Source organism: Longispora urticae (genome assembly GCF_053902585.1).
The window spans coordinates 213,382-229,018 of record NZ_JAQZSH010000021.1 but is presented as its reverse complement, the minus strand read 5'-3'; the positions used below and the strand labels follow the sequence as shown (position 1 = coordinate 229,018).

Here is a 15,637-nt window from a genome sequence, read left to right as displayed (position 1 = left end):
CGCCCGGATCGGGGACTTCGCGTGACCAAGGCCCCGCCGACGGTCGACCACTCGCACGCCGACGTCTCCGGCGGCTGGCTCCGTCCGGCCACGTTCGGCGCGATGGACGGCCTGGTCACCAACATCGGCCTGATCGCGGGCGTGGGCGGCGGCCGGCTGGACCCGAAGACGATCGTGCTCACGGGCCTGGCGGGTCTGGTGGCGGGGGCGATCTCGATGGCGCTGGGGGAGTACACGAGCGTCCGGACCCAGAACGAGCAGGTTGCCTTCGAGGTGGACAAGGAGCGCCGCGAGCTGGCGGTCAACCCGGAGGGCGAGGCCGAGGAGCTGGCCCAGGCGTGGATCGCCCGGGGCCTCCGTCCGGATCTGGCGCACGAGGTGGCGTCGGAGCTGGCGAAGAACCCGGCGGAGGCGCTGCGGGTGCACGCCCAGGAGGAGTTGGGCGTGGATCCGGGGGAGGTGCCGAGCCCGTGGATCGCGGCCGGGTCGTCCTTCGTGTGTTTCTCGATCGGCGCGCTGATCCCGTTGCTGCCGTATCTGCTGGGTGTCGACCAGCTGTGGCCGGCCCTGGCGGCGGGCGGCGCGGGTCTGTTCGTGGCGGGCGCGATCGTGTCGCGGTGGACGCGCCGGGTGTGGTGGGCGAGCGGCCTGCGCCAGTTGACGATGGGCGCGCTGGCGGCGGGTGCGACCTACCTGATCGGCAGCCTGTTCGCCTGAGCGCGACCCACAGATCAACACCATCTTCTGGTTACGGTGGGGACGCGCTCCCGTGGGAAGGCACTGCCCACCGGCGTCGCGTCATCTGCACGGACTGCCGGCCCGCCGCTGAGCCGCGTCGGACCCGCGTCTCATCATCTGCGCGTGCCTGTCCCCGCGGCCCGCACGTTGTGGGGAACAACTAACGAGTCAGCCCGGTACACGTCACGGGTCAACTCAACAGGTCCGATATGTCCCCATCCACCGGCCGGCCGCGCTCCGCCAACGCCTCAGCTTGTGCCACCAACTTCAGGCCGACCTCGGTGCCCGTCATCTCCCCGAGCCCGGTCCGGGTGACCGCGTCGGCCGCGCCCCGGAAGTATGTCCTGGTCAGCAGCCCCTCGACGGTGGCGGACGCGATCCGGGCCTGGGCGAGGAGCAGGACCGCCCCGTCGGTGTCGTACCGCTGGGCGAGCCGCGAGGACCGCGCGTGTAGGGACATGCCCTCGTACCAGGCGGCCCGGGCGAGTGCCGAGAATTCCCGCCCGCTGGCCTCCGCGAGCCGGGCGAGGTGCGTGTCCCGCAGGATGTCGAGCCAACCGCCGGGGTCGTGCAACGGCGTGGTGGTCAGGTACTGGTCCGCCGCCAGCGGCCAGGTCGTCGACAGGGTGCGCGCGTGCCGCAGGTACGCGTCGGCGCTGATCACGCCCAGGTCGACGATGATCCCGTCGATCCGCCGGCTGCCGGGGCGGGGTCCGCGCCCGTCGCCGTAGGTGACCACCACGAGGTCGATGTCGCTGCCCACGGTGTCGTCGCCGTGCGCGAGGGAGCCGTGCACCCCGACCGCCCGCACGTCGGCGGCCCACCGGCGGCGGACGGCGTCGGAGAGTTCCTCGGCGAGTTCCCACCTGGGGTTGGGCGCGACATCCTCACTGGACATACGGCCATTCTGCGCCCGGAGGGTGCCGGCGCGGGCGCGAACTCCGAAGCCCTGTTCGGCCTCAGGTCCGGGCGGGGCCTCAGATCCGGGCGTGCCGCAACTGCTGCCGGCCCGGCCCCTGCGGCGCGATGCCGTTGAGGTTGACGAACACCGACCGCTTGGTGACGGCGTTGCCGCTGTTGTCCAGCACGTAGCCCTCGATCCAGGCCCAGCCGTACACGCTGGACCGGCGGCCCTCGGTCTTGGTGACCCGCAGGAGCAGGGGCTTGCCGAACTGGGGGCTGGCGGACTTGGTGAGGCGTACGACGTCGCCGGGTGTGGGCATCATCGGCTCGGACCTTCGCGTTCGGTTGAGCACAATTGTCTGGTATTGCACCGTCAGGTCAAAATTCGCACAGTGTGAAACCTGAACGACGTGGATGGCTTGTTGGTATAAGTTCGAGCCTGAGCGTACGGTGACCGTTCCTGTACGTCAAGACAGAGCGTAATTTTGTCGGTACAAGTAGTGATCGTTTTCGGAGGCGCTGATGCCGTCGCTGTACGCCACACTCGCGGACACTCTCCGCGCCGAGATAGTGGCTGGTGCCCTGCCCCCGGGCACCCAGTTACCCAGCGAGCACGAGCTGGTGCAGCGTCACGGAGTCAGCAGGAACACGGTCCGCAAGGCCCTGGGCCAGCTGGTCCACGATGGACTGGTGATCAGCCGGCAGGGCAGCGGGTACTTCGTCCGCGAGCACCAGCCCGTGATCTGGCACGCCTCGCGCCCCGAGCGCAACGTGCAGACGAGTGTGCTGCCGGCCGACGCGTGGAGCCACTGTGTCCGCGAGCAGGGTCGTACCCCGGAGGAGAAGATCCGGATCGTGGTAGGCGTGCCCAACGCGCGGATCGCGGCGGCCCTGCAGCTGAAGCCGGGGGAGGAGGTGGTCGGCCGGCTCCGGGAGCGCTATGTGGACGGGGTGCTGAGCACCCTCGCCGACTCCTACTATCCGGAGTCCCTGGTCCGGGACAGTCCGATCATGCTGCCCTACGACGTGCAGCCGGGGGTGTACGCGATCCTGGCCAGCCGCGGCGCCGGCTTCACCCGCAACCGGGACGAGATCATCACCCGGATGCCGAACCGCGAGGAGTCCAACCGGCTCAAACTGGGCCCGGGTACACCGATCGCCGAGCATCTGAGGGTCAGCTTCACGCCGAGCAACCGCCCGGTGCGTCTTCTGCTGTCCATCCTGCCCGGCGACAAGGTGACGATCGCCTACGAGAGCTTCGCGACGTAGCGTCACGAACGGCCCCGGGTCCCGCTAGTCCAGCACGAACGTGATCAACAGGTGTACCTGGTAGTTGGTCACGTTCCCCTTGCCGTCCAACCCGACCTTCATCTCCTTGACCCACGCGCTCGTCACGTTGCGGAGCGTGTCGTTGGCCCGGCCGATGCCGGTCTTGATCGCGTCCTCGAAACTGGTCGGCGAGGTCGCGCTGACCTCGGTGACGCGGGCGACGGTTCCAGGCATGCCGGTCCTCCAACTACAGCGAAGTATGGAATACCAGCAAAGCTAACCTACTTTTTGGGTACTAACCGGAAGATTCGGATTTTGCGGCCGGCCCGCTCGGCATAGCTGTCGTAGGCGGGCCACACCCGCGTGACCAGTCCCCACAGCCGCTCGTACTCCGCGCCGGTCGCCATCGTCGCCGTCACCGTGGACCGCGCGCCCCGGATCTCCACCGTCGCCTCGGGGTCGGCCAGCAGGTTGCCGCTCCAGGCGGGGTGCTTCTCCTGGCCCCAGTTGGAGCCGACCACGACATAACCGTCGCCGTCCGGCGCGTACAACAGAGGATTGGTCCTGGGTTGTCCAGACTTGCGGCCCGTGGTGGTGATCAGCAGCGAGGGCAGGTCGGGCTTGCCGAGGATCATCAGCCGGCCCTTGCTCCACCGGGTGATCACCTTGTCGACGGGGACGAGCTGCCGGCCCAGCCAGGCGAACCAGCGCTGGTGCCCGAGGCGCTTCACGAGCGCGGAGTAGCGTGCCACGCCCGACAGTGTGTCAGCGTGGCACGCCGCTCCGCTAGAGGTGAATCATTCTCATGTGATCCGGCGTTCGATCGGCAGCCGGGACCGGGTGAGCAGCCCCGCACCGGTCATGGCCAGCACCGGCACCGCCAGCACCACCAGCCCGAGCAGCAGCCACGGCGCGTCCAACGGCAGCGGAACCGCCACCGGCCACGCGTCCTTGTGCGACAGGTTCACCGAGAACAGCACGGCGTACATCATGCCGAGGCCGACCAGCGAACCCATCAGACCGCCGAGGATCGCGATCACCCCCGCCTGGGACAGCGACAACCGACGCCGGAAGCCCGGGGTCGCGCCCACGGCGGCCAGAGTGGACAGATCCGCGCGCCCGTCCGCCGCCGCCAGCCCGGTCGCGATCCACGCCGCGCCCAGCGTGACCAGGCACGCCGCGAGCATCAGGACCAGGAGCATCTGGGTCTTCTCCGCGTTGTACGCCGGCGTGCCCCGCTCCAGCTCCATGTACGCCCCGGTCGACACGGCGTTGAGCGCCGCGCGGGCCCGGTCCTCGGTACCGGTGTCCGGCAGCTTGTCCATGGTGGCCACCAGCCCCACGACCCGGGGAGCCATCCCGAGATCGGCGACGACCTCCGGCGGCAGGACCGCCCGGGTGCCGCCGACCGCCCCCGTCAGTACGGCGGCGGGCACCCGCACGGCCTTCCTGGTGGTGGTGGGTTCGCTGACGCCGTCCTTGGCCGAGACCGTGATCCTGAGGACCTCGACCGTGCCGTCCGTGATCATGCGCGGGTTCCTGACCAGCACCTTCCCGGCCCGCAGCGCGGCGGTCGCCCGGTCGAGCTCCGCGCCGGACACCCCGGTCACGGCCCCCAGCGCGGTGCCGTCGTCGACCAGGTACGAGACGATGTTCCCGCCCGACCGGTCGGACTCCTCGCACCGGCGGTCGGCCAGCGCGGCCTTGCGCTCGGCGGCGGTGGGCTCCCGTTCGAGGCGCTCCCAGCCGTAGGGGCACTGCTCCTGGACGGGCAGCTCGATGTCGACATCGCACCCGGTGCCGTCCGGGACCGCGGGGGCGCCGCCGCGCGCGCCCGTGCCGCAGGTCGGGCTGGACACCTCGTGGGTGGTGCCGACCGGCAGGGCCCGGCGCAGTGTGTTCGCGACCCGGCCGCGCTCCCCGGGATCCTTGGTGTCCCGGTCCACGGACACCGCGACCGTGCCGACCGGGTACGACGGCCGGTACTCGGCGGCCTGGCGGGCCTGGTCCCCGGCGAGGTAACCGCCGAGCGCCACGCACCCGGCCACCGCCGCCATCACGGCCGCGATCGCCGGTGCCGCCGAGGCCCGGTTGCGCGCCGCGTCCCGCAGGGCGATCCGCGGCGCCAGCGGCAGGAACCGGCCGAGCCTGGACACGGCCCCGACCAGGGCGGGCGTGCACAGCACCGCGCCGAGTTCGAACGCGACCAGGCCCACGATCAGGATCGGGATCACCCGTTCCAGGGCCGCGAAGCTGACGGCCGCGATCCCGGTGACCACCAGGGTCAGGCCCACCGCCACCCACCGGCGCTTGGACCGGGTCACGCCCCGGCGGCCCGACAACGCCTGGACCAGGTTGACCCGGGCGGCGGAGAACGCGGGGACGAGCGCGCCGACCAGCCCGGTACCGACCGCGAGGCCGACCGCCGCGAGCTGCCCGAGCGGCAGGACCCGGACCCCGCCGCCGCGCTCGCCGACCAGCAGCTCCTCGAGCACCGGCCGGCCGAACACGGCCACCGCGATGCCCACCGCGACCCCGGCGCCGGCCGCGACGAGGCCGAGCACGACCCCGTCGGCGAGCACGATCCGGCGGATCTGCGCCGGGGTGCCGCCGGCCGCGCCGACCAGGGCGAGTTCGCGCTGCCGACGCCGGGCGCCGACCGCGAACGCCGGCCCGGCGAGCAGCACGACCTCCAGCAGGGACAGGACGACGACGAGCGTCACGTACGCGACGTCCTGCTGGCCCAGCGAGACGCCGCCGGAGCTCATGCCGTACGTCGTGTAGTAGGGCACCTCGGAGCGGGCCGGCGGGTGCAGCAGCACGTCCCGGGACATCGCGACGACGCCGGACTTGTTCAGCTCGCGGACCTGGGCCCACGGCAGCGCGGCCGGCAGGTCGGCCAGGTACCGGTCCGCCATGGAGGGCACCGCCGGATCGCTGTCCGGCAACGTCCCCGGCAGGGCCACGACGAACTGGTCGTTGATCCCGTCGGGGAACTCCACGAGCCCCACCACGGTGTACGAGGCGGAGCCGTCACCCAGCCGCACCACGTCCCCCACGGCGGCGCCGAGCCGGTCGGCGGCCTTCCTGCTCAGCGCCACCTGCCCGGCGCGCTTGGGCGCTGATCCGGAGAGCTGACGGAGAATTCCCGCTGCCAGCGGGTCGGCGTAGTCGAGCGAGCGGGTCTCGAGTTTGGCGATCCCGGCGTCGCGCGTGGCGAACACGGCAGAGGTGCCCGACCGGTCGAGCAGGAGCCGGCTGCCGGCGGGCAGGGCCGCCGCGACCTGGTCCCGACCGGCTGGCTGAGAGGGCGGGGGCGACTTCGACAGGTCGGGCGGGGACCAGGCCGACCGTTCGGGGTCCTGAAACAGGGCCGCCGACTGCGGCTTGATCACGGCGGCGTCGGCCGCGCCCAGGACCCGGGTGGCCCGCTCCTGTGGGGTGAGCCGGAACATGTCGTAGGTCGCGGCGGTGAAGGACACGGCCAGGACCGGCAGCATCAGCATCACCACGATGAGCGCGGACCGGCCCTTCGCGCGCCGGATCTGTCGCCAGGACATCCGCAGCGTCGTACGCAGTGCGCTCACGCTCCGGCCTCCAGCAGCGAGTCGACCTCGGGCAGCGGGCCGGACGCGTCGACCATCAGGCCGTCGCGGAGGAAGACCACCCGGTCGGCCCAGGCGGCGTGCCGGGCCTCGTGGGTGACGAGCACCCCGGCGGCACCGGCGTCGCACCGGCCGCGCAGGACCCGGAGGACGGCCTCGCCGGTCTGGGAGTCCAGCGCGCCGGTCGGCTCGTCGGCCAGCACCAGCCGGCGGGGGCCGACAAGCGCGCGGGCGATGGCGACCCGCTGCTGCTGGCCGCCGGACATGTCGTCGGGGAAGCGCGGGGCCAGGTCGACCAGGTCCAGCTCGGCCAGGGCCGCCAGCGCGGTCCGCCGGGCGGCGCGCACGCCGATCCCGTCGAGCTCCAGGGGCAGGGCCACGTTCTCCACGGCGGTCAGGCTGGGCAGCAGGTTGAGGTCCTGGAACACGTAGCCGATGCTCTGCCGCCGGAGTTTCGCGAGCCCCTTCTTGGTCTGGGAGCCGAGCGACTGGCCCTCGACGAGCACCTCGCCCCGGCTGGGCCGGTCCAGGCCGCCGGCCAGGTGCAGCAGGGTGGACTTGCCCGAGCCGGACGGGCCCATCACGGCCACGAGCTCGCCGGCCCGCACGGTCAGGCTGACCCCGCGCAGGGCGTGCACGGCGGCCTCGCCCGTGCCGTGGGTGCGGTGGGTGTCCCGCAGCTCCAGTACCGCCGCGCCGGTCATGCCAGGCTCCGCTCGTCGTCGTGGGCGGCCACGTCCTCGGGCGTCGGCTGCCCGGGGGCGGTCGGGGCCGGCACCGGGTAGCGCAGCAGGCTCGCCTCGCAGTGGTCGAGCCAGCGGGCCTCCGCCTCGGCCTGGAAGATCAGGGCGTCGAGCACCAGGAGCCAGGGCAGGTCGCGCGGCGGGGCGGCCCGGGACTTCAGCCGGGTGTACTCCTGGAGCGCGCGCATCGTCGCCGTCCGCTGGGTCTGCACCACGGAGGTGACGTCCACGCCCGGCGTGGTCAGCGCCAGGGACAGCTTGATGGCCAGCTCGTCGCGCGGCCGGTCGGCCCGGGCCACCGGGGTCGCGAACCACGTCGCCAGCTCCGCGTGCCCCGCGTCGGTGATCTCGAAGGGCCGCTGGCCGCCCTCGGACTCGGGCAGCGGGCGGACCAGGCCGTCGCGCTCGAGCCGGTTCAGGGTGGTGTAGACCTGCCCGATGTTGAGGGGCCAGGTCGCGCCGGTGGACTCTTCGAAGGCCACCCGCAGCTGGTACCCGTATCGCGGCCCGTGTTCCAGGGCTGCCAGAATCCCGTGCTTCACGCTCATAGCTACCGAGTATGCATACCCGGTATGGCGATGGCAAACGATCTACTGTTAAGTTTGAGAACTAATTGACAGTACTCAATCAAAGGCCCTTGGATGGGTGGACCACCACCTTCAGGAGGAACCCAGTGCGCAGAGCTCTCTCCGTCGCCGTCGGCCTCGCGCTCGCCGGCGCGGCCCTCAGCGTCGCCACCCCCGCCCAGGCGGCCTACCCCGGCTGCAGCGGGGTCGTGATCGGCTGGCACGCCCACGGCACCTGCACGAACTTCGCGTTCCGGCTCAACGCCGAGTGTCCGGACGGCACGATCGTGCGCAGCGCGCTCACCCCGGCCCGGGGCAACGCGGACGTGTTCTGCTGGCAGAACCAGTCCGAGCAGATCCGGCGCTACTGGTTCGACTGACCGGCTACCCGGGGGCGGTGACCGTGCCGCGAGGGCGGCTCAGGCCGGTCGGCCCGGGAACGCGACCACCGACGGGGACACCCCGCCGATCCGCCGCCACCGGGCCGCCCGCTGCGCCGTGTCCACCAGCGCGTCCAGGGCCAGCCGGCGCTCCTCGCCCTCGGTCACCGGCAGCGCCGCCCGCCACGCCTGCGCGGCGCGCTCCTCGATCCCGACGGCCAACGCGAGCGCGCTGGCCCGGTCGGTGACCGGGGACGGCGGCGCGTACACCGGCTCGGCGGGCGGGGGAGTGGCCCCGGCGGCGGTCAGGCGGGTGACGAGGGCGTCGCGGCGCTCGCGGTGCGCGGTCTCGGCGGACCGGGCGGCCTCCAGCGCGGTGCCCTCCAACCGGCTGCCGAGCACGCCGTAGCCGTACACGGCCGCGTGCTCGGCGGCCAGCGCGGCGGTCAACTGGGTCGCGGCGTTCACGACATCACCTCCACGTGGGTCGCGCGGCAGGCGGCGATGGAGCCGAGCAGCGCCGCGTACGCGCCCGGGATGGTCAGCACCGCGTCGTACGCGGCCTTCGCGGCCTGCTTCTCCTCCTCCAGCAACCCGGCCCGGCCCAGCGGCGCGGACCCGGACGGCGCCAGGGAACGGCTCGGCTTCGGCTTGCGGATCGCGGCGGCGACGGCCTCGGCGTGCGCCCAGTGGTCGTCCCGGATCGCGCCGAGCCGGTCGGCGAGCTCGGGCGTCGCGGCGAACGCCTCCTCGTACAACCCGGCGAGCCGGACCGTCGCGTCCAGGTGCTCTGCCAGCGGGTTCGGCGGGGGCGGACCGGCCTGCTTGTCGAACAGGCCGCAGCCGGCGAGCCCCACGGCGGCGGCGAGCCCGACGAGCGTGCCGAGCGCCTGACGGCGGGAGATGGGTTCCATGCGCACCCGCACGAGGGTAGCCGGCCGGACGGCGGCGCGCCGGGCGAGCGCGCCGCGAGGACCCGGGGGGCGGCGGGTTACGCTCATACCCCCGGTCGGAGCCTCGTGGCCCACCGGTGGTGCTGACTTATAACTGGAGGTGTTCGGGCGATGGCGAGTCTGACCGCGCTGAAAACCCGGATGACCGAGATCGTCGCCCCCGCCGTGACCGGCGCCGGCTACGACCTGGAGGACCTCGCCGTGTCCCGGGTGGGCCGGCGGCTGCTGGTCCGGATCACCGTGGACGGCGACAACGGCGTGAACCTCGACACCGTCGCGGAGCTGTCCAGGCTCATCTCGGACGGGCTCGACGCGCACGAGGCGGAACTGGGCTCCGAGCCGTACACCCTGGAGGTGTCCTCGCCCGGGGTCGACCGGGCGTTGACGACGGCCCGGCACTGGAAGCGCGCCGTGGGCCGGCTCGTGAAGACCTCCGCCGCCGGTACCGGTCGGGTGGTGTCCGTGGCCGACGAACTGGTCACCCTCGACGTCGACGGCACCGAGAAGCAGCTCACGGTCGCCGATCTGGGCCCCGGTCGGATCCAGGTGGAGTTCACCCGGGTGAACGAGGCGTTCCCCGACGAGGACGACATCGACGACGACGAAGACGACGATTTTGAAGACGACGACGTAGACGTGGAAGAGGATCAGAAATGAACATCGACCTCGCCGCCCTCCGCGAACTGGAGCGTGAGCGGGAGATCCCGTTCGAGACGATCCTGCACGCGATCGAGTCGGCCCTGCTCACCGCCTACCGGCACACCGAGGGCGCGGTTCCGCACGCCCGGGTGGACATCGACCGGCGCACCGGCGTCGCCTCCGTGATGGCCACCGAGCGCGGCCCGGACGGCACGATCGTCCGCGAGTGGGACGACACCCCGCACGACTTCGGCCGGATCGCGGCCATGACCGCCAAGCAGGTCATCCTCCAGCGGCTGCGCGAGGCCACCGACGACGTCAACTTCGGCGAGTACGTGGGCAAGGAGGGCGACATCGTCACCGGTGTCGTGCAGGCCGACGGCGCGCGGGCCGAGAAGGGCATCGTCGCCATCGACCTGGGCAAGGTCGAGGCCGTGCTGCCGCAGTCCGAGCAGGTCCCCGGCGAGCTGTACGAGCACGGCATGCGGATCAAGTGCCTGGTCGTCCACGTCGCCAAGGGTTTCCGCGGCCCGCAGATCACCGTGTCGCGCTCGCACCCGAACCTGGTGAAGAAGCTGTTCTCCCTCGAGGTGCCCGAGATCGCCGACCGGACCGTGGAGATCATGTCCGTGGCGCGCGAGGCCGGCCACCGCACCAAGATCGCGGTGCACTCGGCGGTGCAGGGCGTCAACGCCAAGGGCTCGTGCATCGGCCCGATGGGTACCCGGGTCCGCGCCGTCATGAGCGAGCTGCACGGCGAGAAGATCGACATCATCGACTGGGCGGAGGACCCGGCGCAGTATGTCGGCAACGCCCTCTCGCCGGCCCGCGCGCTGTCCGTCGAGGTGGTCGACCCGGTGGCCCGCGCGGCCCGGGTCGTCGTACCCGACTTCCAGCTCTCGCTCGCCATCGGCAAGGAAGGGCAGAATGCCCGACTTGCGGCGCGCCTGACCGGATGGCGGATCGACATCCGTTCCGACGCCGAGGGTCAGGGCGATCACGGAAACGAGGCTGGCGGGGCGCGTCGGGGAGCGACGGGGTAGACTTCCTCGTGGTACGTCGCGCAAATCCGTCTCGAACCCAGCCGATCAGGCTGTGTGTCGGTTGTCGGACGCGCGCGCCAGCCTCCGAGTTACTGCGAGTGGTCGTTGTGGGGTGCGCTGTCACCCCTGATCCCCGCCGCAGGCTGCCGGGCCGAGGTGCGAGTCTGCATCCCGTTCCGGCCTGTCTCACGCTGGCAGAGCGGCGCAGGGCCTTCGGCCGGGCGCTGCGGGAGACGGGTGTCCTGGACACCGGTCCGCTGCTGGAGTTTCTTGGAGTTGCCGATGGCGGTGTCACCCCGACGCCGCACGGATCCCGTAACAAGGCAGGTCGACCAGCATGAGCATCCGATGAAGCAGCTGCAATGAGCCAGCTTCCGATGCACGAGTGAGGTTGCTGCGGGTCTTTGCCCGCACGACCTCGGAACCTAGAGGAGTGCAGTGGCAGGAAAGGCCCGCGTACACGAGCTCGCCAAAGAGCTCGGGGTCGAGAGCAAGACCGTGCTCGCCAAGTTGAAGGACATGGGCGAGTTCGTCAAGTCAGCATCCAGCACCGTTGAGGCGCCGGTCGCCCGGCGACTCCGTGACGCCATGGCGGCGTCCGGTGCCCCGTCAGCGGCTCCGGCCGCGCCGGCTGCCACCCCGTCCGCTCCGGCGGCCCCGGTGAGCAGCCCGACCTCCGTTGGCCCGAAGCCGACGGACGCCAAGCCGATGGCCCCCCGGCCCGGTGTGCCCGGCCCGCCGCGGAAGGCCGTTCCCGGCCCGAAGCCGCAGGCCCCGGTCGCGCCGTCGCCGAAGTTGGCCAGCGCGCACGACATCGAGGTCGCCGCGGCCGAGGCCCGCGCGACCCAGCTGAAGAAGGACCAGGAGGCCGCTCAGGCCGCCGCGGCCAAGCAGCGTGCCGAGGCCAAGGCTGCCCCGCAGCCGAAGCCCGGTGGTGCGCCCGCCGCCCCGGCGCGTCCGGCCGGTCCCGCCGGTGGTCCGGCAGGCGGTGCCCCGCGTCCGGGGCCGCGTCCCGGCCCGCGGTCCGGCAGCGCCAGCAACAACCCGTTCGGGATCACCCCCGGCGGTAACCAGCCCGCGCCCCGTCCGGCTCCGGCCGCCGGTGGCGCTCCCCGTCCGGCCTCGCCGGCGGGTGGCATCCCCCGGCCGAGCCCGGCCAGCATGCCGCCGCGGCCCAGCCCGGCGTCCATGCCGAACCGTCCGGGTCCCCGACCCGGTGGTGCCCCGGGTCGTCCCGGTGGCCCGGGTGCCGGTGCCGGTCGTCCCGGTGGTCCGGGTGCCGGTGCGGGTCGTCCCGGTGGCGGTCCCGGCGGCGCCGGCGGTGGCTTCCGCGGCGGTCCCGGTGGTGGCGGCGGCGGTGGCGGCTTCCGCCCCGGCGGCGGTGGCGGTGCTCCCGGTGGCGGTTTCCGTCCCGGTGGTGCCCCCGGCGGTGCCCCCAGCGGCGGCGGTGGTCGTCCGGGTGGCGGCGGCCGTGGTCGCGGTGGCGGTACGGCGGGTGCGTTCGGTCGTCCCGGTGGCAAGCCCGCGCGCGGACGGAAGTCGAAGAAGCAGAGGCGTCAGGAGTTCGACAACCTGTCGGCCCCGACGATGAGCTCGGGCGCTCCCCGCGGTCGTGGCGAAGAGATTCGTCTGCCGCGTGGCGCGTCGCTCTCCGACTTCGCCGACCGGATCAACGCGAACCCGGGCTCGCTCGTCCAGGAGATGTTCAACCTGGGTGAGATGGTCACGGCGACGCAGTCCTGCTCCGACGACACGATCATGCTGCTCGGGGAGCACCTGGGCTACACGATCTCGATCGTCAGCCCGGAGGACGAGGACCGCGAGCTGCTCGCGCAGTTCAACATCGACCTCGACGCGGAGGTGGACGCCGACCGGCTGGTCGTGCGTGCCCCGATCGTCACGGTCATGGGTCACGTCGACCACGGTAAGACGAAGCTGCTCGACGCGATCCGCAAGTCCAACGTCGTGGCCGGCGAGTCGGGTGGCATCACCCAGCACATCGGCGCGTACCAGGTGCGGGTCGAGCACGAGGGCGTGGACCGCGCGGTCACCTTCATCGACACCCCGGGTCACGAGGCCTTCACGGCCATGCGTGCCCGTGGCGCCAACGTCACGGACATCGTGGTGCTGGTGGTCGCTGCCGACGACGGCGTCATGCCCCAGACGATCGAGGCCCTCAACCACGCGAAGGCCGCCGAGGCCCCCGTCGTGGTCGCGGTCAACAAGATCGACAAGGAAGGCGCCAACCCGGACAAGGTGCGCCAGCAGCTCACGGAATACGGTCTGGTCGCTGAGGAGTACGGCGGCGACACGATGTTCGTGGACGTGGCGGCGAAGCCGGGCATCGGCATCGACAAGCTGCTCGAGGCGATCCTGCTCACCGCGGACGCCTCGCTGGAGCTGACCGCGCCGATCGACGGCCACGCCCAGGGTGTGTCCATCGAGGCCCACCTGGACAAGGGCCGGGGCCCTGTGGCCACCGTCCTGGTCCAGAAGGGCACGCTGCGCGTCGGTGACTCGATCGTGGCGGGTAACGCCTACGGTCGCGTCCGGGCCATGCTCGACGACACCGGTACGCCGCTCACCGAGGCGGGTCCGGCGACGCCGGTCCAGGTCCTGGGTCTGACCGCCGTGCCGGGCGCCGGGGACACGTTCCTGGCGGCCGACGAGGACCGTACGGTCCGGCAGATCGCCGAGCAGCGCGCCGCACGCCGTCGCGCCGCCCAGATGGCGAACAACCGTGGCCGCGCCACTCTCGAGTCGCTCATGGAGCAGCTCAAGGAGGGTGAGAAGACGACCCTGTCCCTCATCCTCAAGGGTGACGTGTCCGGTTCGGTCGAGGCCCTGGAAGACGCGCTGTTCAAGTTGGACATCCCCGAGGAGGTCCAGCTCAAGGTCATCCACCGCGGTGTCGGTGCGATCACCGAGAACGACGTCAACCTGGCGAGTGCCTCGTCCGGCGAGAACGCCACGATCATCGGCTTCAACGTCCGCGCGACGTCGCAGTCGAAGGAGCTGGCGGACCGCGAGGGCGTCGAGATCCGGTACTACACGGTGATCTACCAGGTTCTCGAGGAGATCGAGGCCGCGCTCAAGGGCATGCTCAAGCCGGTCTACGAGCAGGCCGACCTCGGTACCGCCGAGGTCCGCGAGGTCTTCAAGTCCTCGAAGATCGGTACGATCGCGGGTTGCATCGTGCGCTCCGGCATCATCCGGCGGAACACGAAGGCCCGGCTCATCCGGGACGGCGCGGTCGTGGCCGACAACCTGTCGATCACCTCGCTCCGGCGTTTCAAGGACGACGCGACCGAGGTCCGCGAGGGCTTCGAGTGTGGTATCACGCTCGGATCCTTCAACGACATCAAGGCCGAGGACGTCATCGAGACGTGGGAGATGCGCGAGAAGCCGCGCGCGTAAGTTCACGATGGAGGCCCGGAGTTTTCTCCGGGCCTCCGCCCTTTTTGTAGAAAGAGAAGCATGTCCCGTTACGCGCTGTTGATCGCCCCGTCGTCCAACCGGGTGTACGCCGACACGGCCCCCCGCCTGGCCCTGGCCGAACTCGCCGTCTTCGGCCGGACCGCCCTGAAGGGCAGGCTCGGCGAGTTGGAGGAGGCGACGTTCGGCGGTGTGCCGTACGTGACGTTCGAGGCCGAGGAGCTGACCGACCGGGACGTGGCGTACCTGTCGAACCTGTCGGCGATGTTCGCGCTGTTCCAGGTCGAGGGCGACCTGTTGCGCCCGGTCGGGCTGAACCGCCTGGACAAGTTCGACGACGACCTGATCACGATCCAGAAGTACGCGGGCAAGACGAACGAGCAGTTCACCAAGCTGCTGCTGAACGTGACGATGCTCGCCTCGGGCAAGGACCTGCTCGACGACCGGCCGGTGGTCTTCGACCCCATGGCCGGGCGCGGCACGACCCTGAACCAGGCCCTGATGTACGGCTACGACGCCCTCGGCTGCGACCTGGACCAGAAGGACTTCGAGGCGTACGCCGCGTTCCTGAAGACCTGGCTGAAGCGTAAGCGGCTCAAGCACCGCGCCGAGGTGAACCCGGTCCGCCGGGAGAAGAAGCTGCTCGCCCGCAAGCTCGAGGTGACGATCGCCGGTCAGCAGAACCTGTTGATGTACAACATCGACGCGCTGAAGGCCCGCGAGGTCATCAAGGTGCGGACCGCCGACCTGGTCGTCACCGACGCCCCGTACGGCGTGACGCACGGCGCGCACCACAAGGGACTGTCGCGCAAGCCGATCGAGCTGCTCGAGGAGGCCGTACCCGGCTGGGTGGAGATCCTGCGGCCCGGTGGCGCGTTCGGGATCGCGTTCAACACGTTCACCGCGGACAAGGACGACATCGCGCAGGTCCTGGAGGACGCGGGTCTGATGGTGCTGGAGACCCCCGGATTCACTCACCGGGTCGACCAGGCAATCACGCGCGACATTCTCGTGGCCTGCAAGTAGCCTCGTCCGGGTGTTCACTGGTACCGCGTTGTTCGATCTGCTGCTGCCGGGGGATTCCCGCAGCCTGAAGGAGAAGCGGGGCTACGTCCGCCCGCTGATCGCCGCTCTGAGGAAGTTCGAGGTCGCCGTGGCCGAGGTCGGGGCGTTGGACCTGACCGGCCGGGCGGAGATCGGGGTCGCCGTGGTGGCCGCCGAGATCGCCCATGTCACCGAGGTGCTGGACCGCTGCGAGCGGCAGTTCGGCATGATGCCCGAGGTGCAGCTACTTTCCGTACGTCGTCGACTACATGGCGACGAGGATTAGTAGAAGTTTGTCCGTTTAGCTGTGCGGCGGAGG

Annotated in this window: 18 protein-coding genes; 9 read left to right on the top strand and 9 right to left on the bottom strand. The window is 71.4% G+C overall.

Annotated features, from left to right (window positions below; translation table 11 throughout):
• Positions 1–21: 21 nt before the first annotated feature.
• Positions 22–717 (top strand): VIT1/CCC1 transporter family protein, encoded by a 696-nt coding sequence (locus PT931_RS12215; RefSeq protein WP_456245835.1) that lies wholly within the window; start codon positions 22–24, stop codon positions 715–717.
• A 211-nt stretch (positions 718–928) separates the two neighbouring features.
• Here PT931_RS12215 and PT931_RS12210 read toward each other — a convergent pair whose 3' ends face one another.
• On the bottom strand, positions 929–1,636 hold the full coding sequence (locus PT931_RS12210; RefSeq protein WP_456245834.1) for a nucleotidyltransferase domain-containing protein: 708 nt from the start codon (positions 1,634–1,636) through the stop codon (positions 929–931).
• A 79-nt stretch (positions 1,637–1,715) separates the two neighbouring features.
• Positions 1,716–1,964, bottom strand: coding sequence for a hypothetical protein (locus tag PT931_RS12205; RefSeq protein WP_456245833.1), 249 nt, complete (start codon positions 1,962–1,964; stop codon positions 1,716–1,718).
• A 199-nt stretch (positions 1,965–2,163) separates the two neighbouring features.
• On the opposite strand from PT931_RS12205, the gene PT931_RS12200 reads away from it, so the two are divergent.
• Entirely contained in the window at positions 2,164–2,910 is a 747-nt protein-coding gene (locus PT931_RS12200) for a GntR family transcriptional regulator (protein ID WP_363726619.1), read from the top strand.
• Between the two features lie 24 nt (positions 2,911–2,934).
• Here the strand turns inward: PT931_RS12200 and PT931_RS12195 are convergent, their stop codons facing one another.
• The 5 genes from PT931_RS12195 to PT931_RS12175 are packed head-to-tail and all read right to left on the bottom strand — an operon-like array spanning position 2,935 to position 7,806.
• Complete coding sequence (locus tag PT931_RS12195) at positions 2,935–3,144, bottom strand: dodecin family protein (RefSeq protein WP_363726617.1); 210 nt, start codon at positions 3,142–3,144, stop codon at positions 2,935–2,937.
• 47 nt (positions 3,145–3,191) lie between these two features.
• The gene (locus PT931_RS12190; RefSeq protein ID WP_363726615.1) at positions 3,192–3,662 is read right to left on the bottom strand and encodes a nitroreductase family deazaflavin-dependent oxidoreductase; all 471 of its coding nucleotides are present in this window, start codon (positions 3,660–3,662) and stop codon (positions 3,192–3,194) included.
• Between the two features lie 51 nt (positions 3,663–3,713).
• Positions 3,714–6,497 carry an FtsX-like permease family protein gene (locus PT931_RS12185; protein ID WP_456245832.1) on the bottom strand — a complete coding sequence of 928 codons (2,784 nt, stop codon included), beginning with the start codon at positions 6,495–6,497 and terminating at the stop codon, positions 3,714–3,716.
• Positions 6,494–7,219 (bottom strand): ABC transporter ATP-binding protein, encoded by a 726-nt coding sequence (locus PT931_RS12180; RefSeq protein ID WP_363726611.1) that lies wholly within the window; start codon positions 7,217–7,219, stop codon positions 6,494–6,496. Before PT931_RS12180 ends, PT931_RS12185 begins: the two co-directional genes overlap by 4 nt.
• The gene (locus PT931_RS12175; RefSeq protein ID WP_456245831.1) at positions 7,216–7,806 is read right to left on the bottom strand and encodes a PadR family transcriptional regulator; all 591 of its coding nucleotides are present in this window, start codon (positions 7,804–7,806) and stop codon (positions 7,216–7,218) included. Before PT931_RS12175 ends, PT931_RS12180 begins: the two co-directional genes overlap by 4 nt.
• 125 nt (positions 7,807–7,931) lie before the next feature.
• Here PT931_RS12175 and PT931_RS12170 point away from each other — a divergent pair, with 125 nt between their 5' ends.
• Positions 7,932–8,204, top strand: coding sequence for a hypothetical protein (locus PT931_RS12170; protein WP_456245830.1), 273 nt, complete (start codon positions 7,932–7,934; stop codon positions 8,202–8,204).
• A gap of 39 nt (positions 8,205–8,243) precedes the next feature.
• On the opposite strand, the gene PT931_RS12165 is transcribed toward PT931_RS12170, so the two are convergent.
• Both PT931_RS12165 and PT931_RS12160 read right to left on the bottom strand, forming a co-directional pair.
• Positions 8,244–8,672, bottom strand: a complete 429-nt coding sequence (locus PT931_RS12165; protein ID WP_456245829.1) for a ferritin-like domain-containing protein — start codon at positions 8,670–8,672, stop codon at positions 8,244–8,246.
• Complete coding sequence (locus tag PT931_RS12160) at positions 8,669–9,124, bottom strand: hypothetical protein (protein ID WP_456245828.1); 456 nt, start codon at positions 9,122–9,124, stop codon at positions 8,669–8,671. The genes PT931_RS12165 and PT931_RS12160 overlap by 4 nt, the downstream gene beginning before the upstream one ends.
• A gap of 144 nt (positions 9,125–9,268) precedes the next feature.
• On the opposite strand from PT931_RS12160, the gene rimP reads away from it, so the two are divergent.
• From rimP to PT931_RS12130, 6 genes are all read left to right on the top strand, one after another.
• Positions 9,269–9,814, top strand: coding sequence for a ribosome maturation factor RimP (gene rimP, locus PT931_RS12155; protein WP_456245827.1), 546 nt, complete (start codon positions 9,269–9,271; stop codon positions 9,812–9,814).
• Positions 9,811–10,839: a transcription termination factor NusA gene (gene nusA, locus PT931_RS12150; protein ID WP_456245826.1), complete on the top strand. Its 1,029-nt coding sequence runs from the start codon at positions 9,811–9,813 to the stop codon at positions 10,837–10,839. The genes rimP and nusA overlap by 4 nt, the downstream gene beginning before the upstream one ends.
• Complete coding sequence (locus PT931_RS12145; protein ID WP_456245825.1) at positions 10,752–11,180, top strand: YlxR family protein; 429 nt, start codon at positions 10,752–10,754, stop codon at positions 11,178–11,180. The genes nusA and PT931_RS12145 overlap by 88 nt, the downstream gene beginning before the upstream one ends.
• Before the next feature lie 97 nt (positions 11,181–11,277).
• Complete coding sequence (gene infB, locus PT931_RS12140; protein ID WP_456245824.1) at positions 11,278–14,256, top strand: translation initiation factor IF-2; 2,979 nt, start codon at positions 11,278–11,280, stop codon at positions 14,254–14,256.
• Between the two features lie 60 nt (positions 14,257–14,316).
• Positions 14,317–15,300, top strand: coding sequence for a TRM11 family SAM-dependent methyltransferase (locus PT931_RS12135; RefSeq protein WP_456245823.1), 984 nt, complete (start codon positions 14,317–14,319; stop codon positions 15,298–15,300).
• Positions 15,301–15,310: 10 nt separating this feature from the next.
• Positions 15,311–15,604: a DUF503 domain-containing protein gene (locus tag PT931_RS12130; protein ID WP_363726592.1), complete on the top strand. Its 294-nt coding sequence runs from the start codon at positions 15,311–15,313 to the stop codon at positions 15,602–15,604.
• The last annotated feature ends 33 nt before the right edge of the window (positions 15,605–15,637 follow it).